Origin of the sequence: Bradyrhizobium sp. 930_D9_N1_4 (assembly GCF_052076015.1) — a bacterium.
In the GTDB taxonomy this organism is placed as follows: Bacteria; Pseudomonadota; Alphaproteobacteria; order Rhizobiales; family Xanthobacteraceae; genus Bradyrhizobium.
The window spans coordinates 350244-369043 of record NZ_CP197236.1 but is presented as its reverse complement, the minus strand read 5'-3'; the positions used below and the strand labels follow the sequence as shown (position 1 = coordinate 369043).

The 18800-nt window shown below is 64.1% G+C and carries 22 protein-coding genes; 11 read left to right on the top strand and 11 right to left on the bottom strand.

Translation table 11 applies throughout. The features are described 5' to 3' along the window. Positions 1-4 precede the first annotated feature (4 nt). On the bottom strand, positions 5-289 hold the full coding sequence (locus tag AB7532_RS01750) for a hypothetical protein (protein ID WP_441239168.1): 285 nt from the start codon (positions 287-289) through the stop codon (positions 5-7). A gap of 157 nt (positions 290-446) precedes the next feature. Between AB7532_RS01750 and AB7532_RS01745 the strand changes: the two genes are divergently transcribed. The 5 genes from AB7532_RS01745 (at position 447) to AB7532_RS01725 (ending at position 4269) form a co-directional block, all read left to right on the top strand. After that, complete coding sequence (locus AB7532_RS01745; protein WP_441233118.1) at positions 447-845, top strand: metallopeptidase family protein; 399 nt, start codon at positions 447-449, stop codon at positions 843-845. 155 nt (positions 846-1000) lie between these two features. Beyond that, positions 1001-1606, top strand: coding sequence for a 3-isopropylmalate dehydratase small subunit (gene leuD / locus AB7532_RS01740; protein WP_441233117.1), 606 nt, complete (start codon positions 1001-1003; stop codon positions 1604-1606). An 80-nt stretch (positions 1607-1686) separates the two neighbouring features. Beyond that, complete coding sequence (locus AB7532_RS01735; RefSeq protein ID WP_441233116.1) at positions 1687-2472, top strand: hypothetical protein; 786 nt, start codon at positions 1687-1689, stop codon at positions 2470-2472. Between the two features lie 243 nt (positions 2473-2715). Further along, positions 2716-3657 (top strand): IS110 family transposase, encoded by a 942-nt coding sequence (locus AB7532_RS01730; protein ID WP_441233115.1) that lies wholly within the window; start codon positions 2716-2718, stop codon positions 3655-3657. A 192-nt stretch (positions 3658-3849) separates the two neighbouring features. After that, positions 3850-4269, top strand: coding sequence for a DUF6455 family protein (locus tag AB7532_RS01725; RefSeq protein ID WP_441233114.1), 420 nt, complete (start codon positions 3850-3852; stop codon positions 4267-4269). 99 nt (positions 4270-4368) lie between these two features. Here the strand turns inward: AB7532_RS01725 and AB7532_RS01720 are convergent, their stop codons facing one another. Continuing rightward, positions 4369-4611: a hypothetical protein gene (locus tag AB7532_RS01720; RefSeq protein ID WP_441233113.1), complete on the bottom strand. Its 243-nt coding sequence runs from the start codon at positions 4609-4611 to the stop codon at positions 4369-4371. Positions 4612-4748: 137 nt separating this feature from the next. Then, positions 4749-5630 carry an HpcH/HpaI aldolase/citrate lyase family protein gene (locus tag AB7532_RS01715; RefSeq protein WP_441233112.1) on the bottom strand — a complete coding sequence of 294 codons (882 nt, stop codon included), beginning with the start codon at positions 5628-5630 and terminating at the stop codon, positions 4749-4751. 168 nt (positions 5631-5798) lie between these two features. Between AB7532_RS01715 and AB7532_RS01710 the strand changes: the two genes are divergently transcribed. Continuing rightward, positions 5799-6440, top strand: coding sequence for a carbonic anhydrase (locus tag AB7532_RS01710; protein WP_441233111.1), 642 nt, complete (start codon positions 5799-5801; stop codon positions 6438-6440). Positions 6441-6552: 112 nt separating this feature from the next. On the opposite strand, the gene AB7532_RS01705 is transcribed toward AB7532_RS01710, so the two are convergent. After that, positions 6553-7587, bottom strand: a complete 1035-nt coding sequence (locus AB7532_RS01705; RefSeq protein WP_441233110.1) for an aspartate-semialdehyde dehydrogenase — start codon at positions 7585-7587, stop codon at positions 6553-6555. A gap of 116 nt (positions 7588-7703) precedes the next feature. On the opposite strand from AB7532_RS01705, the gene AB7532_RS01700 reads away from it, so the two are divergent. Together AB7532_RS01700 and AB7532_RS01695 are read left to right on the top strand one after the other, a co-directional pair. Next, positions 7704-8516 (top strand): hypothetical protein, encoded by an 813-nt coding sequence (locus tag AB7532_RS01700; protein WP_441233109.1) that lies wholly within the window; start codon positions 7704-7706, stop codon positions 8514-8516. A 169-nt stretch (positions 8517-8685) separates the two neighbouring features. Next, positions 8686-9060, top strand: coding sequence for a hypothetical protein (locus tag AB7532_RS01695; RefSeq protein ID WP_441233108.1), 375 nt, complete (start codon positions 8686-8688; stop codon positions 9058-9060). 150 nt (positions 9061-9210) lie between these two features. On the opposite strand, the gene AB7532_RS01690 is transcribed toward AB7532_RS01695, so the two are convergent. Next, positions 9211-9846, bottom strand: a complete 636-nt coding sequence (locus AB7532_RS01690; RefSeq protein ID WP_441233107.1) for a DapH/DapD/GlmU-related protein — start codon at positions 9844-9846, stop codon at positions 9211-9213. A 131-nt stretch (positions 9847-9977) separates the two neighbouring features. Further along, positions 9978-11090 (bottom strand): 3-isopropylmalate dehydrogenase, encoded by a 1113-nt coding sequence (gene leuB, locus AB7532_RS01685; protein ID WP_441233106.1) that lies wholly within the window; start codon positions 11088-11090, stop codon positions 9978-9980. Positions 11091-11221: 131 nt separating this feature from the next. Between leuB and AB7532_RS01680 the strand changes: the two genes are divergently transcribed. Beyond that, entirely contained in the window at positions 11222-12424 is a 1203-nt protein-coding gene (locus tag AB7532_RS01680) for a YbfB/YjiJ family MFS transporter (RefSeq protein WP_441233105.1), read from the top strand. Between the two features lie 90 nt (positions 12425-12514). Here AB7532_RS01680 and AB7532_RS01675 read toward each other — a convergent pair whose 3' ends face one another. From AB7532_RS01675 to AB7532_RS01655, 5 genes are all read right to left on the bottom strand, one after another. Next, a complete protein-coding gene (locus AB7532_RS01675; protein WP_441233104.1) occupies positions 12515-12880 on the bottom strand; it encodes a hypothetical protein in 366 nt (121 codons plus the stop codon). 176 nt (positions 12881-13056) lie between these two features. Beyond that, a complete protein-coding gene (locus AB7532_RS01670; RefSeq protein ID WP_441233103.1) occupies positions 13057-13839 on the bottom strand; it encodes a molybdopterin-binding protein in 783 nt (260 codons plus the stop codon). A 15-nt stretch (positions 13840-13854) separates the two neighbouring features. Continuing rightward, positions 13855-14484 (bottom strand): cytochrome b/b6 domain-containing protein, encoded by a 630-nt coding sequence (locus tag AB7532_RS01665; protein ID WP_441233102.1) that lies wholly within the window; start codon positions 14482-14484, stop codon positions 13855-13857. A gap of 182 nt (positions 14485-14666) precedes the next feature. Further along, positions 14667-15221 (bottom strand): fasciclin domain-containing protein, encoded by a 555-nt coding sequence (locus AB7532_RS01660; protein WP_441233101.1) that lies wholly within the window; start codon positions 15219-15221, stop codon positions 14667-14669. 275 nt (positions 15222-15496) lie between these two features. Beyond that, positions 15497-16258, bottom strand: a complete 762-nt coding sequence (locus AB7532_RS01655; protein WP_441233100.1) for an SDR family oxidoreductase — start codon at positions 16256-16258, stop codon at positions 15497-15499. A gap of 94 nt (positions 16259-16352) precedes the next feature. On the opposite strand from AB7532_RS01655, the gene AB7532_RS01650 reads away from it, so the two are divergent. Further along, on the top strand, positions 16353-17882 hold the full coding sequence (locus AB7532_RS01650; protein WP_441233099.1) for a malonate--CoA ligase: 1530 nt from the start codon (positions 16353-16355) through the stop codon (positions 17880-17882). A 254-nt stretch (positions 17883-18136) separates the two neighbouring features. Further along, positions 18137-18625 (top strand): TerB family tellurite resistance protein, encoded by a 489-nt coding sequence (locus AB7532_RS01645; protein ID WP_441233098.1) that lies wholly within the window; start codon positions 18137-18139, stop codon positions 18623-18625. The last annotated feature ends 175 nt before the right edge of the window (positions 18626-18800 follow it).

Here is an 18800-nt window from a genome sequence, read left to right as displayed (position 1 = left end):
GGCCTCAGCCCCGGCGCCAGTAGCAGTGCATATGCGGCACGATCACCGTGCCGCTGGGCCTGTATTCCTGCACATAGGTGGCGTTGCACTCGCGGACCGCATCCGGACCCGGGTTGTAGCGCGGGTAGACGCCATCCGGGCTGTAATAGGGGGTGACGCGGATCCGCGGCGGGGGACGCTTGCGCCGCGGCGGAGCGTCGGGCGAGCCGGCCTGGGCCAGACGGACTTCGGCACCAGCCGTCTGGGCCTGAGCCTGAACGCCAACGCAAATCTGCGAAAACAACCCCATGCACAGTAGCGTCAGCGCTGTTTTCGCTCGCATTTTTCCGCCCACCTGAAACGTCCCATTCGAGGCTCCACGGTCCCCGTTTTGGCGGCGCCCGTCAACCTCGCCGCGCTTTATAAAGCCGGATGCATCGCCGGGAAACCCGCGGTAAGAGGGTCCCATGTGGACGGAATTGAAAGCGCCCTCGCTGTCCGAGATGGAAGCGACGGCACATGACATCTTCGAGCGCCTGCCGGCGGAGTTTCGAAAGCTCTGCGAGGGCGTGATCCTCCGGGTCGACGACTTCCCGACCGAGGAGGTCATGGACGAGATGGCGTGCGAGAGCGAGTTCGACCTGCTCGGCCTGTTCCAGGGCGTCGGCCTGCCCCAGCAGAGTTTCGGCGATGTCGCACGGCTGCCCAACATGGTCTGGCTCTACCGCCGGCCGATCCTGGATTACTGGGCCGAGCACGACGAAAGCCTCGGCCACATCGTCCGCCACGTCCTGATCCACGAGATCGGCCACCATTTCGGCCTCTCCGACGACGATATGGCCGCGATCGAGGCGCAAGCGGAGTGACGGCGATTTGCCCTCCCACGCCTGCTGGGAGGGGGTGCACCTTCTCCGTGGCTTGATCTGGCCAAGCAGACGAGACCTGCCGAATTCGACCTAGGATTCGGGCCCCGATCGCGATAAATACCAGTTCCCCCAGAACCACCCGGGACAACGCAACCATGGACAAGTTCACCACGCTGGAAGGCGTCGCGGCGCCGCTGAAGATCATCAATGTCGACACCGACATGATCATTCCGAAGCAGTACCTCAAGACCATCAAGCGCACCGGCCTTGGCAAGGGGCTCTTCTCCGAGCAGCGCTACAAGGACGACGGCAGCGAGAACCCTGACTTCGTCCTCAACCAGCCCGCCTATCGCAATTCGAAGGTGCTGGTCGCCGGCGACAATTTCGGCTGCGGCTCGAGCCGCGAGCACGCGCCCTGGGCGCTGCTCGACTTCGGCATCCGCTGCGTGATCTCGACCTCGTTCGGCGACATCTTCTACAACAACTGCTTCAAGAACGGCATTCTGCCGATCCGCGTCAGCCAGGAAGACCTCGACAAGCTGTTCGACGACGCCGAGCGCGGCGCCAACGCGACGCTGACGATCGATTTGCCGAACCAGGAGATCCGCGGTCCCGACGGCGGCAAGGTCAAGTTCGAGATCGACCCGTTCCGCAAGCACTGCCTGATCAACGGCCTCGACGACATCGGTCTCACGATGGAGAAGAAGACCTCGATCGACACCTATGAAGAGAAGCTCAAGAGCGAACGCGCCTGGGCCTGATCTGAAATTTTCGTTCGAGCCCCGGTGCCGAAAGCGCCGGGGCTTTTTCTTTGCCCTCAACATCCCCTAAGCTTGCCCGCATGCGACCCGAGATCGTCACCTTTTGGCACGGCCCGATGGACGCGCTACGCCAGACCTGTCTGCGCTCGCAGCTCGCGGCCGGCCACAAGGTCACGGTCTACAGCTTCGACACCATTCCGGGCCTGCCTGCCGGCGTCGGCAACGCGGATGCCGAGGCGATCCTGCCGCACGCGTTCTCGGAGCGATTGCGGCCGCCGCAGCCGGACGGAAGCTGGCGCGACTGGACCACGCTTCAATTCAGCGATTTCTTCCGCATGAAGCTGATGGCGAAGGGTCTCGGCGTCTGGCTCGACGCCGACGTGCTGCTGCTCAAGCCCGTCGAAATCGATCCGACAAAGCCGTACTTCGCCTGGGAGCGGCCGCGCCAGCTCGGCAACTCCGTGATCTATCTTCCTCCGCAGCACGGCATCGTTGCCGCGTTCGAAGAGCTGATGGAGCAGGACGAGCTGACTCCGGACTGGCTGTCGCTGCGCCACCGCATCACCTTCATGATGCGCCGCCTGCGCGGCGGCTCGAAGCGCCTCTCGGATATTCGCATTGCGATCTTCGGGCCTGCGGCGCTGACGGCACTCGCGCGCCGCACTGGCGAGCTGCAGAACGCGCTGCCGAAGCAGTCGTTCTATGCCGTGCATGCCGAGCCAAAACTGTTCTTCGATCCCTCGAGCTATCTCGGCCTCGTCACCGACCCCGAGATCATCGGCCTGCACATCTCGCCCAAGGGCCGCGGCGGCGAGAAGCCGATCCCGGGCAGCCTGTATGCGTGGGCGGCGGAGAGATTCGCGTAACTCTCCTCTCGTGTCCCGGACGCGGTGCGGCGCGTAGTGCCGCTCCGCAGAGCGGGGACCCATCTTGCTGCGTTGCTGGGTCCCTGTGTCTTGGAAGTCTGTCAGGATGGGGTTGGGCGGGAAGCCGTTGGGTCCTAGGCGCTTGACGCCGTGAGCCGGCTCGGTCTCCCGCCCGTTCCATTACCAACCTGAACAGTTGCACGAGGCTGCGCCAACAGACCTCGCATCACAGGGACAGGCACCATGATCATAACCCTTCGTTGCGTCGGAATCGACGTCTCCAAACAATATCTCGACATCTTCGATGAGGCCCTGGGCGTACCGGAGCGCATCGCCAACGCGACGCAGGCCATCATGCAGATCGCGGCGCGTTGGCGATGCGATGTGCTAGTCGTCTTCGAGGCGACGGGTGTCTATGACCTCGAGCTTCGCGAGGCACTGAGTCAGGCCGGCATCCGCTTCGCCCGGATCAATCCGGCCCGAGCCCGCGACTTCGCACGCGCCAGCGGTCAGCTCGCCAAGACCGATCCGATCGATGCGCGGATGCTGGCAGCCTTTGCCCGGGCCTTGCAGCCGGCAACCGAGCAGGCCGCCAATCCCGCTCGCAACGCTTTGGCGCGGCTTGCAAAACGGCGGGATCAGCTGGTTCTCATGCGCGCGCAGGAGAAGAACAGGCGTAGCGAGGCTGACGACCGTGCCATGGCCGAACGCATCAGCCGCCTTATCGAGGTTCTCGACAGCGAGATCGCCGAGATCGAGACCGATATCAAGGGACTGATCAAGGTCGAGCCAGAGATCGCGGAGGATGCGCGATTGATGCGCTCACTACCTGGCGTGGGTCCCGTGGCTTGCATGCAGCTCATCGCGAAGATGCCGGAACTGGGAAGTGTTGGAGCTAAGCAGATTGCGGCGCTCGCAGGCCTCGCCCCCTTCAACGTCGACAGCGGAGCCTTCCGCGGCAAACGCAAGATCGCCGGCGGCCGAAAGCGCGTTCGCGACGCCCTCTACATGGCTGCGCTCAACGCGGTCCGCCGGGCCGATCCCTTCAAGGCCTTCTACGCACGGCTTCGGCAGGCCGGCAAACCGGCCAAGCTCGCCCTCATTGCCGTCGCCAGGAAGCTCCTGACCGTCCTCAACGCAATGATGCGCGACAGGAAACCCTACTTGAAGGCCTGCCCGACATAACACCCGACATAACAGTTGCCGGCTCTGCGCAGCAGCGTACCGGACGATGCTTCGCATCGCCGGGAACGCTGCAGCGCGTCCGGGACACGCGACCTGTTTTCTCGATCCATTCCAAATTTGATCCAGCGCAACGCGCGCCTGCACCATTGTGCCTAGTCTTGCTCCAACCGCACGACCCCAATGGAGCCTCGCATGAGCGCCGCAAGCAGGCCGTATCCCCGCGTCCAGGACGTCATCGAGTCCTTTGCCGCCTGGCTGAAGCATCACCGCGAGCTGAACGAGATGCGGCGGCTCGACCGCAGCGATTTCGACCGCATCGCCAGCGATCTCAGGATTGCGCCCGGCGATCTCGAAGAGCTGGTCCGGCACGGCAAGCACGCCGCCGACGAATTACCGCAATTGCTCGAGCGACTCGGTATCGACAACGAGCGCCTGCAGCGCGCGCAGCCGCTCCTGCTGCGCGACATGGAGCGCGTCTGTTCGTTGTGCCAGCAGAAGGCCCGCTGCAATCTGGAGCTCGTCACCGGCGCAGTCGTTGAAAACTACCCGGGCTATTGCGGCAACGCCTCGACGCTGGAATCGCTCGAACGCGCCGACGTCGCGCCGCGCTGAGGCGGCACGCATCTTTCATCGCGGAATTCCGGCAACGGATCGCCCGCGCGAGGCGGGCGATCCGATTCACATTCGACGATGTTACATGAGAGCTGCGGCTCAGCTGCGGCCGTAGAAGATCCGGTTGCAGCCGGCGGTCCCGTCAGCCGCATACGCGCCGCGGACCTGGGGGCGCATCATCTGCGCGCGCTGGTTCACGCCACGCACGCAATTGACGTAACCTGAATTGTTGGCCCAGCGGTAATCGGTGGTGTAGGCGTGCGAGCTGGATGTGGAGCCGACCAGGGAGCCGAGACCGATGATGGCGGTGAGGGCGAACAGCGCGATGCGGGAGGTCGTCATGGTTGTTATCCGGTTTGTTGGCTGCACCATGCAGCGCGTGAATGAGACAATGCTCGCATTCACCACACCTGAATGTGCGTGACATCACAAAGCGGAAAGTCACCGCGCAGAACGCGCCGTCATATCGAAGTGTGCGCCTAGCCCTTAGCCATCGCCGCGATCGCATCCGCGATCTCGATCGTGCGCCGGGCCATGTCCGCGTGGAGGCGCTCCACCATCGCGCCATCGAGGCGGATCGCGCCGCGCGAGACGTTTTCTGGCAGCTCAAACGCCGCGATAATTTTTCGCGCGCGCGCGATGTCCTCCTCGGGCGGCGTGAAGATGGCGTTGCAGGCGTCGATCTGCGAGGGGTGGATCAGCGTCTTGCCGTCGAAGCCGAGGTCGCGGCCCTGCGCGCATTCGGAGGCGAAGCCGTCGGGGTTGGCGATGTCGCTATAGGGGCCGTCGAGAATCTCGAGGCCGGCGGCGCGTGTCGCCAGGATGCAATGCGTGATCATCGGGATCATCGCGGCGCGGCCGGGCATCATCTTGATGCGTGTCTCGCGCGAGATGTCGTTCGGGCCGAACACGAAGCCCGACAGCCGCGTCTTCGGATCGCGCCCGGCAGTCGCCAGCTCCTCGGCATGCAGCACCGCACGCGCGGTCTCGATCATCGCCCAGACTTTCAGCGTCGGTGCGGCGCCGAGCTCGGCGAGGTGATGGCCGATGGTCTGGAGGTCCTCGATGCTTGACACTTTCGGAACCAGGATGCCATCGGGCGAGGCCTTGGCGGCCATCGCGACGTCGTCGGCCCACCAGGGCGTATCGAGGCCGTTGGTCCGGATCAGGATCTCGCGCTTTCCAAAACCCTTGGCCGCGATCGCGGCAACGATCCCGTCGCGTGCCGCTGCCTTGGCGTCGGGGGCGACGGAATCTTCGAGATCGAGGATCAGGCCGTCGGCGGCGAGATTGCGTGCCTTGTCCAGCGCGCGGGGGTTGGAGCCGGGCATGAACAGATGGCTGCGGCGCGGGCGGGTCATGCAAGCATTCCTTCCGGTTTCATCAGGCGTATTCTGGAGCATGATCCCGGAAAAGTGTGCGGCGGTTTCCTGGAGGATCATGCTCAAACAGCAAACCAAGCCGATAGCATCTGGCCTGCCTATTCGAAAGGCTTGTTCGCCCCTGCGGTATATGATTAGGCATAGGCCATGACATTCCCAGAGCATTTGCTGGAAGGCTACAAGGCCTTCGCCACCCAGCGGCTGCCGACCGAGCAGAGCCGCTATCGCGAGCTGTCGGTGAAGGGGCAGTTCCCGGAAGTGATGGTGATCGGCTGCTGCGACAGCCGCGTCTCGCCCGAAGTCATCTTCGACGTCGGCCCGGGCGAATTGTTCGTGGTCCGCAACATCGCCAATCTGGTGCCGGTGTATCAGCCCGACGGCAATGCGCACGGCGTCTCCGCCGCGCTGGAATATGCGGTGACGGTGCTGAAGGTGAAGCACATCGTCATCCTCGGCCACGCGCAATGCGGCGGCATCCGCGCGTTCGTCGACAAGATCGAGCCGCTGACGCCCGGCGACTTCATCGGCAAATGGATGCAGATGTTCATCAAGCCGGGCGAAGTGGTCGAGCAGCGCGACCACGAGAGCATGGCGCAATTCGTCGAGCGCATCGAGAAGGCCGCGGTGTTCCGCAGCCTGGAAAACCTGATGACGTTCCCGTTCGTGCAGAAGGCCGTGGACTCAGGCCAGATGCAGACCCACGGCGCCTATTTCGGCGTCGCGGAGGGATCGCTGTTCGTGCTGGACAAGGCGGCGAAGGAATTTCGGAACGCGCGGAGCGGGGCGTAGGTCTCGTAGGGTGGGCAAAGGCGCAACGCGCCGTGCCCACGACCTCTCTCGATTAAAACGCAGGTGGTGGGCACGCTTCGCTTTGCCCACCCTACGAGAGCGGCAGCGGCGCTTACGCCGCCTTCTTCTTCGCGCTGATCAGCTTGCGGTTGATCAGGACTTCCGCGATCTGGATCGCGTTGAGGGCCGCGCCCTTGCGGAGGTTGTCGGACACGCACCACAGCACGAGACCGTTCTCCACCGTCGCGTCCTCGCGGATGCGGCTGATGTAGGTGGCGTCCTCGCCGGCCGCTTCGTAAGGAGTCGCGTAGCCGCCGGCCTCCTGCTTGTCGATGACGAGACAGCCGGGCGCCTTGCGCAGGATGTCGCGCGCTTCGTCCGCGGTGATCGGATTCTCGAACTCGATGTTGACGGCTTCGGAGTGGCCGACGAACACCGGCACGCGCACGCAGGTCGCGGAGAGCTTGATCTTGGGATCAAGAATCTTCTTGGTCTCCGCCATCATCTTCCACTCTTCCTTGGTGTAGCCGTCCTCCATGAAGACGTCGATGTGGGGGATGACGTTGAAGGCGATGCGCTTGGGGAATTTCTTACTGACCAGCTCCTGGTTGGTGTAGACGGCCTTGGTCTGCGAGAACAATTCGTCCATGCCGTCCTTGCCGGCGCCCGACACCGATTGATAGGTCGAGACCACGACACGCTTGATGGTCGCCTTGTCGTGCAAAGGCTTCAGCGCGACCACGAGCTGCGCGGTCGAGCAGTTCGGGTTGGCGATGATGTTCTTCTTCTTGAAGCCGGCGGTCGCATCCGCGTTCACTTCCGGAACGATCAGCGGCACGTCCGGGTCCATGCGCCAGGCCGAGGAATTGTCGATCACGACCGTGCCGGCGACGCCGATCTTCGGCGACCATTCCTTCGACACCTCACCGCCCGCCGACATCAGGCAGATATCGACGTCGGAGAAGTCGTAATGCTCCAGCGCCTTGCACTTCAGGGTGCGGTCGCCATAGGAGACCTCGACGCCGACGCTGCGGCGCGACGCCAGGGCCACGACCTCGTCCGCGGGAAATTTGCGCTCATCGAGGATGTTGAGCATTTCCCGTCCGACATTGCCGGTCGCGCCGACGACTGCGACTTTGTAACCCATCGTTCACTCTCCGATGAAAAAGCCCGTTCCTGAAGCTAGTGCTTAAACAGGAAGAGCAGCGCTTCTATGCGAGAACCGGCCTCAAGACAACGTTGGACCATGCCTGAAGGCCGTGGATGCAGTCGCCTGAGGCCAGCACGGCCGCAACCCCTACCCAGATCCATTTGGCGCTTGCAGCCTTCGCCGACGAGATCGTCGGCACGCTGGCGCGCCTGTTCGCCTATGTGGGGGCGCTCGCCCTGTTTGCCATCCTTGGCCTCGCCGCGCTCGGCCAGCTCCCTGATCTCGGCGATGACGCGCCCGCGGCGAAGCCGGGCTGGAGCGAAGCCTCCCGCTCGCATCCGGCCTTTGCCCTCAGCAAGCCGGATTCATCCGAAAAAACAGCCTCTTATACCATCCTCCGGCACCCCGAAGGCGGCCGCAGGGACGTGATGCGCTGGGCCGGCGAGGCGAACAAGCCTTTGGCCGAACTCGAGATTTACCGGGAAGGCGGCGAATTCGACGTGGCCCGTCCGGCGACCGCGGATCTGGCCGTCCAGATGGGGCTGGGCGCGGCTGACACGCTCGAGCAGGCCGGCCTGATCGACACGAAGTTCGGCCCAATTGCCCTGTTCCGGCCAACCGGTACGACGGACAGCGCCCGGGGATGCCTGGGCTACCTCAAACGCAGCGAGGAGCCGGCGCTCCAGATCTCCGGCTTCTCCTGCCAGGGCGACACAATGCCGGCCAGGCGCGCCGCCATCGCCTGCACGCTGAACCGGCTGACGCTGCTGACCTCGGGCAACGAGCCGAAGCTGGCGGACTTGTTCGCCCGTGCCGAGCTCAAGCGCCGGGGGTGCGAATCCCAGGGAGCGTCCCAAGGAGCATCGCAAGTCTCGTCGGACTGGCTGCTCGGCGCCGCCAATGCGCAATTGCGCGGAGCGCTTTGATCCGCATCAAGCTCCTGCATCAAGCTCAAGTGGCTGGTATTGATGCAACTTTTGCCGGCGCGCACGATTATTCCGGGCTGGTGTGACCCAATTGACCTAGTTGCGGCCGCCCCCGCCGGGCTAGTATGGAGTGACATCGACTGGCGGCTTGCCGCCTGAAGGGGACGTGATGAGCTCGAAATTCTCCAAACTGGCGACCTGGCTCGCGGCGGGCGCCGTGATTGCCGTGTCGCTCGCGACGCCGGCCTCGGCCGACACCAAGACCAAGCGCCATGACGAGCGCGGCCGGGCCTATTACGGCCCGAGCGGTCCCAACGCGGTCTACCAGCAGGGCCGGACCCGTATCTATGTGAGCAAGCGCTCCTGGCTCGACGGCGGCACCGAGGTGAATCCGGGCGACCGCAAATTCAGCGACTATGCCTTCCCGCCGGCTGTCGGTTATCCGTCCTTCGCCCGAGAAAACCTCAACCGCCCGATCGATCGCCAGCCGCTGAGCCCGCCGTCCGATGTCGGCGGCTATCCGCAGAATTTCCCGCTGTACTGAGCGGACCTCAAAACCGAATCAAAAGGCCGGGCTCGCGCCCGGCCTTTTTGTTTGTGAGAGATGCCGTAGGGTGGGTTAGCGTAGCGTAACCCACCACTGTTGATCTCCGCAGAGACAGAAGAGGTGGGTTACGCCTTCGGCTAACCCACCCTACGAATTGGCCTCGGGATCATACCGCCTGCAAAATTCCTCGATCGCCTCGGAGCGGAAATCGCCGAGGCGCTCGAAGATCAGCGTATCCGGCCAATCCCACCAGGCGATGCGTCGCAGGCTTGCCGCAACGGATTCATCGAAGCGCTTGCGGATGGCACGCGCGGGCACACCGCCGACGATCGTGTAGGGCGCGACATCGCGGCTGACGACCGCGCCCGCGGCGATCACCGCGCCGTCGCCGACGGTGACGCCCGGCAGCAGGATCGCGGCGTGACCGATCCAGACGTCATTGCCGACGATCACACGATCGCCGCGGCGGTCCGCGAAGAAGTCGCGGTCGCGCGTTGCGCTCGCCTCGTAATATTCGGGGACGTAGGTGAAGCGATGCTGGGACGCGCGGCCCATCGGATGGTTCGGCGCGCCGATCCGCACCGCGTTGGCGATGGCCGTGAATTTTCCGATCACCGCATCGGCGACGTCGCAATTCTCGCCGAGATAGGAATAGTCGCCGAGCGAGGCATATTCGATGCGGGTATGGCTGAGGATCTCGCAGCGCCGCCCGATCTGCGCCTCGCGCTGGCGCACCGTCTCATGGATGATCGTTTCTGCGATCTTGGGACGGTGGGAATCCATGAGGTAACTCCGAGAGCAGGTGCCGTAGGGTGGGCAAAGGCGCGAAGCGCCGTGCCCACCATCTCTTCCAATCACGCTCAACTGGTGGGCACGCTTGCGCTTTGCCCACCCTACGAGAGCAGTGCTTGCCGTCAGGCGTGCAGCTTCTGCAATTCCTTCAGGATCGCTTCGCCCATCTGCGTGGTCGAGGCGGCCTTGGTGCCTTCCGACTTGATGTCGGCCGTACGAAGACCGCTGGCCAGCACCGCGGCGATCGCGGCGTCGACCTTGTCGGCGAGATCGCCCATGTCGAAGGAATAGCGCAGCGCCATGCCGAACGACGAGATCATCGCGATCGGATTGGCGAGACCCTGGCCTGCGATATCGGGGGCGGAGCCGTGCACCGGCTCGAACAGCGAGCGACGCTTCTTGGTCTTGACGTCGACCTCACCGAGCGAGGCCGAGGGCAGCATGCCGAGCGATCCGGTCAGCATCGCCGCGATGTCGGACAGCATGTCGCCGAACAGATTGTCGGTGACGATGACGTCGAACTGCTTCGGCGCTTTCACCAGCATCATGCCGCCGGAATCCGCGAGCTGGTGCTCGAGCGTGACATCGGGATATTCGCGCTTGTGGACCGCCGTCATGACCTCGTTCCAGAGCACGCCCGACTTCATGACGTTGCGCTTCTCCATCGACGTCACCTTGTTGTTGCGCTTCCGGGCCAGCTCGAAGGCGACGCGGCCGATGCGCTCGATCTCATAGGTGTCGTAGACCTGGGTATCGACGGCGCGCTTCTGGCCGTTGCCGAGATCCGTGATGGTCTTGGGCTCGCCGAAATAGACGCCGCCGGTGAGCTCGCGCACGATGACGATGTCGAGGCCCTCGACCGCCTCGCGCTTCAGGCTGGAGGCATCGGCCAGCGCCGGGTAGCACACGGCCGGGCGGAGATTGGCGAACAAAGCGAGATCCTTGCGCAGGCGCAGCAGGCCGGCTTCGGGGCGCACCTCATAGGGCACCGCATCCCACTTCGGGCCGCCGACCGCGCCGAAAATGATGGCGTCCGCAGCCAGCGCCTTGGCCATGTCGCCCTCGGAGATCGACACCTTGTGGGCGTCATAGGCGGAGCCGCCGACCAGGCCGGTGTCGGTCTCGAATTTGGCGATCCCGGCCGAATTGAGCCAGTCGATCAGCCGCTTCACCTCGCCCATCACCTCGGGGCCGATACCGTCGCCGGGGAGCAGCAGCAGTTTGTGGGTCGCCATTTTCGTTTCCTCTGAGATCGAATTCGGCCGGAGTGCTAGAGCGGCGTTGCGCGCTTGGCAAGACACCATTGCCGCCTCGCGGCTGTGCAAGGCGGGCAGGGCCTGCCACACTGCGCCGGCCGGAGTACCCCTTGCACGCACCTGACCACCCCCTGCCCGTCGCCCATCCCGCGCGGCTGATCCTGACCCTGTCGCTGGCCGCCACGGTCGGGCTCGGCATCGGCCGCTTTGCCTATGCGCTGGTGCTGCCCGACATGCGGGAGGACCTCGGCTGGTCTTATTCGGCGGCCGGTTTCATGAACACCATCAACGCCGTCGGCTACCTCGTGGGCGCGCTGGTGGCGTCCCGGCTGATCCAGCAGGTCGGCTGGTCGGCCGCGATCCGCTGCGGGACTCTGGCCTGCGTCGCCGCGCTCGCGACCTGCGCGCTGACGGGCAATTTCGTCGCGCTGAGCCTTGCGCGCCTCGTGCTGGGCCTCGGTGCCGCGGCCGGCTTCGTCGCCGGCGGCGCGCTGGCCGCGACCATTGCGCAGTCGCAGCCCGCGCGGGCTAATTTCCTGCTCAGCCTGTTCTACGCCGGGCCCGGCATCGGCATCCTCTCCTCGGGGCTGATCGCCCCGTTCACGCTGCAATATTTCGGGCCGGGCTCGTGGTGGCTGGTGTGGTGGGCGCTGACGCTGCTGTCGGCCATCATGACCGTGCCGCTGTTCCTGATCCGCATCGAAAGCGGCGCGCGCTTCTCGGAAGATGGCCACGCCGCCTTCGCGATGCGCCCCGTGCTGATCTATCTCGCGGCCTACTTCCTGTTCGGCGCCGGCTACATCGCCTACATGACCTTCATGATCGCCTATGTCCGCGACGGCGGCGGCGGCGCCGCGGCGCAGGCGGGATTCTGGGGCCTGATCGGGCTCAGCGCTTTCGTCACGCCGTGGTTCTGGCGTCGCGTACTTGCGCTCGATCGCGGCGGATTGGCCACCGCGATCATCCTCGGCACCAACGCGCTCGGTGCGGGCCTGCCGATGCTGGGGCATTCGCCGGCGTGGCTTGCGACCTCCGCGGTCGTGTTCGGCGTCGCCTTCTTCGCCGTGGTCGGCTCGACCACCGCATTCGTCCGCTTCAACTATCCGCCCGAGGTGTGGCCGCGCGCGATCGCGGCAATGACGATCTCGTTCGGCGTCGGCCAGACGCTCGGCCCGATCGTGGTCGGCGCCATCACGGATGCACTGGGGAGCTTGAGCTACGCGCTGAATGTGTCGGCGGCGTTGTTGGCGCTGGGGGCGGTTGCGGCGCTGTGCCAGCGGAAGGTGGGGCCAGCCAAGGAAACGGTGCCGTAGGGTGGGCAAAGGCGCGCAGCGCCGTGCCCACGGTCTGTGCGTCGTTGAGAAGTTTGGTGGGCACGCTTCGCTTTGCCCACCCTACGAGACCTATTTGTTCAGCACGAGAATTGCCCACATCGCCAGTTGAACGAAGAACCCTAGCGAGAACAATCCGAGAAAGCCGGCGAACAACCCTAATCCGGCGAAACGCCTCGTTCGCCACAGGTAGTAAGGCAGATACGGCAGCCAAAACACCATGAGGAGAAATCCGTAGTCGAACGGCCGCTCGACTTGTGGGTGATCTCGTTGGTCAGCCACGATCCACATGATGATCAAAAGCGCCAACAGAGTATCTGCAAAAGCAGCGGTCACAGGCCTTGCGTAGATGCCGCGCCAAAAGAAAAGGCCGTCGACCAGCGCGGACATCGCCGCAACGCAAATCAGCGATGCTGCCAGCCATGTCTTGATGTTCATTCTGATCGCTGGAATCGAGCTCATGCGGCCTGAAAAATAGGACCGCTGCAGCGAACATGTCCAGCGCAGCACTATACCGTAGGGTGGGTTAGCCGTAGGCGTAACCCACCTCTTTAATCTCCTCGGCAACAGAAGCGGTGGATTACGCTTCGCTAATCCACCCTACGGCGGCGGAGCTAGCTCCCGCTGAACGAATTATACCCCTGGTCTTCCCAGTAACCGCCCTTGTAGTCGTTGGTGACTTCCATCGAGACCACGTATTTCGGGTTCTTGAAGCCGAGCTTTGTCGGCACGCGGATCTTCATGGGGAAGCCGTAGGCGCGCGGCAGAATCTCGTTGGCATATTTGAACGTCATCTGCGTCTGCGGATGCAATGCGGTTCGCATGTCGAGCGGCGAGTTGTAGCCTTCCTTGTCGGCGCACTGGAACCAGACATATTTCGCGCGCGTGTCGGCGCCGATCAGCTTGAGGAAATCGCGCAAGGGCGTGCCGGTCCAGCTGCCGATCGCGCTCCAGCCCTCGACGCAGATGTGGCGGGTGATCTGCGAGACCTGCGGCAGCTTGTAGAGCTCGGGAAGCGTCCAGGATTTCTTGTTGTCGACGAGGCCGCGCACTTCGAGCTTCCAGTCGGCGCCATCGACATCGGGGGCGTCGTCGAGATCGTAATAGGCGTTGAACGGAAACGGCTTCGTGATCGCGCTCTCGGGAAAGGTCGGCGCCAGCGCGTCGGGATTGAAGATGAAGGACTGCACCGCGTCGTTGAACTTCGAGACCGATTTCAGCATCTCCTCGGCCGAGGACGAGTCGATGACGTCGCAGCCGGTGAGCAGGGTCAGCGCGCCGAGGCTGGCGCCGCCCGCGATGAAGCGGCGGCGGGTGACGTCGGGCATCGTCTTGATGGAGTCCTTGATCAGCAACCGCTTGTCGACGCCGGGGATCAGGAATGAGCGCTTGGCCATGACATGTTCTCCTTATCAGCGGCCAATGATCATCGCGCGCAGGCTCTTCGGCACCAGCAGCGCGAGCAAAACGTGAATGACGAGGAAGGCGCAGCTCGCGGCCATGCAGAAGAAGTGCACGTAGCGCGCGGTCGGATAATCGCCGAACAGCATCACGAGATAATAGAGCTGCACCGGCTTCCACATGCCCAGGCCCGAGAGCACGATCAGCACGCCGACCAGGATGATGCCGGCATAGAGCACGCGCTGGACGTAATTGTAGACGGTGAGGTCGTCATGGCCGAGCTTGAAGGTCAGGGCCGCCCTGACGTCGTGGAGCACGCCGGCCGGCGTGATCGGCAGCAGCTTCTTGCGGAAACGTCCGGTGGCGATGCCGGTGACGAGATAGGCGAGGCCGTTGATCATCAGCAGCCACATCGCCGCAAAATGCCAGAGCAGGCCGCCGCCGAGCCAGCCGCCGAGCGTATACTCGCGGGGAAAGCTGAAGCCGAACAGCGGCGAGGCGTTGTAGATCTGCCAGCCCGACAGGATCATCAGGATCATGGCAAATGCGTTGACCCAGTGCATGATCCGAACCCAGGCCGGCTGGATCACTTTGGCTCGCGTGGCGCTGACCTGCTCGTCGGTGGCTGTGAGGCTCGACATGATGGTTCCGTCCTGAACGTCGCGTGACAGAGAGTATACGCCGTTGCTTCCGCCTTCGTTACGCCCCGTGCGGCATCGAATCGATGCCTCGGGGCTATCCCGGTCACAATAAAGCGAGCCGGGTTGCCCCGGCTCGCCTTGCCGCTCGTCCCCGTCGTGGGACTAAACTGGGGCGCGCGGTGTTACGTCGCCGGCATCAGCACGGTGTCGACCACATGGATCACGCCGTTCGACTGGTTGACGTTGGAGATCGTCACCATCGAGGTGCCGCCCTTGGCGTCGACGATCCAGACCTTGCCGTCCTGCTTCTTCACGGTCAGCTCTTCGCCTTCGGCGGTCTTCATCTTCTTGCCGTCGGTGAGGTCGGAGGCCTCGAGCTTGCCGGGCACGACATGGTAGGTGAGGATCTTGGTCAGCGTCGCCTTGTTCTCAGGCTTGACCAGGGTGTCGACGGTGCCGGCCGGCAGCTTGCCGAAGGCGGCGTTGGTCGGCGCGAACACCGTGAACGGGCCCTTGCTTTCCAGCGTCTGCACGAGGCCGGCTGCCTTCACCGCCGCGACCAGCGTGGTGTGGTCCTTCGAGTTGACCGCGTTCTGCACGATGTTCTTGGACGGGAACATCGCGGCGCCGCCGACCATGACGGTCTTCTCCTCGGCGCGGACAGGCGCGACCACGGTCGCGGTGATGGCGAGCGCGCTGAAAGCGGCGGCGGCGAGATAGGCAATACGCTTCGACATGGAGGATCTCCCGATTGAATTGTGACCGGCATGGGCCGGCGTTTGCGTTGGGCAACAACGGCGCCTGCGACAGTTTGACGTGAAGCAGTAGCGCGTCGTTGCACCGAACTACGGGAGGTTTCGCGAAGTGGTTTCGGGAAATAATTTATCGTGATGCGTGAAACTATGGGGCGGGGTGTTCGTGTGTGAGCGCGCGCGACACACTCGGCTGTCGTCCCGGGCTCGCGACTGCGTCGCGCCCCGGGACGACGAGCGGAGATTGTCGCGCGCGCGTCTCAATCCCTGTTGTTCGGCGTCTGAATGAATCCGCGATTATGCGTCGGGCTGATCAGGAGCTCGTTGATGCAGACGCGCGGCGGCATCGAGGCGATGAACGCGATGGTGCGGCCGAGATCTTCGGATTGCAGCATCTTCGCTTGCTCCGCCTCGCTCGGCACCACTGGGCGGAGTTTCAGGATCGGCGTCGCCACCTCGCCCGGCATCAGGCAGCAGGCGCGCAGGCCGTTGACGCATTCGTCCATGTTGAAGGAATGGGTCAGCGCCAGCACCGCATGTTTGGTGGTGGTGTAGGCCGGGCCGGGCATCTTCGAGACGTGACGGCCGGCCCAGGACGAGACGTTGATGATCGAGCCGTCCTGCTGCTTGCGCATCGTCGGCAGCACCGCGCGCATGCAATAGAGCACGCCGTTGAGATTGACCTGGACCAGTTGGTCCCAGCCATCCAGTTCCATGTCCTTCCAGCTCCGCTTGGGGACATTGATGCCGGCATTGTTCACGAGCAGGTCGATCCGGCCATGCGTCGCGACGATGTGATCGGCCGCTTTCTGAGCCTGGTCCGCGCTGGCCACGTCCAGCGCGATGGCCTCGGCTGCCCCGCCCGCCCCGGCGATCTTGGCCACCACGGTATCCAGGGCGTCCTTGCGGCGGCCGGATACCACCACCGTCCAACCGTCGGCGGCCAATGCCTCCGCGCCGGCTTCCCCGATCCCGCTGCCGCCGCCCGTCACCCAGGCTACGCGTTTCCCAACTTTGGTCATGCAAACTGTCTCCGTTGCTTCATTGGGGCGGTTTTTGCTAATCCAGCCCTCGGTTTTGACCGGCCTTGTTGCTTTGCGGTCGAGGAAATCTTGCATGAACCAAGTTGCCAACGCCAATCTGTTTTCCCGCCTGTTCGATGGCCTCGACGATCCCCGACGCCTCGCCATCGAGACGCAGGACGGCGTCCATATCAGCTATGGCGATCTGATCGCGCGGGCAGGCCAGATGGCGAATGTGCTGGTCGCGCGCGGCGTGAAGCCCGGCGACCGCGTGGCGGTGCAGGTCGAGAAATCCGTCGCCAATATCGTGCTGTATCTCGGCACCGTGCGGGCCGGCGCGGTCTATCTGCCGCTCAACACCGCCTATACGCTGAACGAGCTCGATTACTTCATCGGCGATGCTGAGCCGTCGCTGGTGGTCTGCGATCCCTCCAAGGCCGAAGGGCTCGCCCCGATCGCCGCCAAGGTGAAGGCCAAGGTCGAGACGCTCGGACCCGACGGCAAGGGCTCGCTGACGGAAGCCGCCGACAAGGCGAGCCACGAATTCGCGACCGTGCCGCGGGCGAACGACGATCTCGCCGCGATCCTCTACACCTCGGGCACCACCGGGCGCTCCAAGGGCGCGATGCTGACGCACGACAATCTCGCGTCGAACTCGCTCTCGCTGGTCGGCTACTGGCGCTTCACCGACAAGGACGTGCTGATCCACGCGCTGCCGATCTACCACACCCACGGCCTGTTCGTGGCGACCAACGTGACGCTGTTCGCGCGCGCGTCGATGATCTTCCTGCCGAAGCTCGATCCGGATCTGATCATCAAGCTGATGGCGCGCGCGACCGTGCTGATGGGCGTGCCGACGTTCTACACGCGCCTGCTCCAGAACACCGCGCTGTCGCGCGAGACGACCAAGCATATGCGACTGTTCATCTCGGGCTCGGCGCCGCTGCTGGCCGAAACCCATCGCGAATGGTCGGCGCGCACGGGCCATGCCGTGCTCGAGCGCTACGGCATGACCGAGACCAACATGAACACGTCGAACCCGTATGACGGCGATCGCGTGCCCGGCGCGGTCGGCTTTCCCCTCCCCGGCGTCTCCGTGCGCGTGACCGACCCTGAAACGGCCAAGGAGCTGCCGCGCGAAGAGATCGGCATGATCGAGGTGAAGGGCCCGAACGTATTCAAAGGCTATTGGCGCATGCCGGAGAAGACCAAGTCCGAATTCCGGCCCGACGGCTTCTTCATCACCGGCGATCTCGGCAAGATCGACGACAGGGGCTACGTTCACATCCTCGGCCGCGGCAAGGACCTCGTGATCTCCGGCGGCTTCAACGTCTATCCCAAGGAAATCGAGAGCGAGATCGACGCCATGCCCGGCGTGGTCGAGTCCGCCGTGATCGGCGTGCCGCATGCCGATTTCGGCGAAGGCGTCACCGCCGTGCTGGTCTGCAACAAGGGCGCCGATGTCAGCGAAGCCGCAGTGCTGAGGGCGCTCGACGGCCGCATCGCCAAGTTCAAGATGCCCAAGCGCGTCTTCGTCGTCGACGAGCTGCCGCGCAACACCATGGGCAAGGTGCAGAAGAACATCTTGCGCGACACGTACAAGGATATTTACGAGAAGAAGTGAGGGGCTCGCTCTCTCGCCTCGTCATTGCGAGGAGCCCTTGCGACGAAGCAATGACGTTGTGGAAATGGATGCGTGCTGCAACTTTCGTCGTCATGGCCGGGACAGGCCCGGCCATGACGGCATAAAGAGCGCCCAGATTGCCGAAACGTAATACGCGCGCGGAACTGACGCACATTGCACCGGTTGAGTTTCCTGCTCATATAATGCTGGTAGCCGCCGCGCCTCCGCGGCGTCATCGATTTCGGTAGGACCCTATGCTCGACGGCCTGCGCCAGTTTATCGCCGACATTGTTGCTCCCCAGGCCGGGGATCGCGCATTCGGCGACAGCGATTACCGGCTGGCGGCAACCGCGCTGCTGGTTCACGTCGTTTCGCTGGACGGCCAGCCGACGGCGACCGAGCAGCGCAAGCTGCACGCCCTCATCGAAAGTCATTTCGGGCTCGATCGCGGCACCGCGGCTCGCCTGATCGCCGATGCGACCCAGGTCGAGGGCGAGGCGGTCGACCTCTATCATTTCACCAGCGTCATCATGCGCTCGCTCGACGAAGAGGGCCGCAAGCGCATCGTCCAGATGATGTGGGAGCTGGTCTATGCCGACGGCCAGGTCACCGAGTTCGAGGACAACGTGGTCTGGCGCGCCTCCGACCTGCTCGGGATTTCCCAGCGCGACCGGATCGACCTGAAGCATGCGGTCGCGGACCGTGCCGCCGGTCAGGTCAAGGACAACGCTGTTGGCGGTTGAGCCACCCAACGCGGCCTTACTGCCGGTTGTGCGGACCACATGACGAAACTTTAATGTGGTCTTGCCGGCGCCCGGGTTCCGGATTCGCCTGAAATCCCGGCTTTTCACGCTCTCCCTGCTGCCCGCTCAAGCGGCCATGCTGCCAGCGCCGCTTGCCTGTCGCGCATGGCTTATG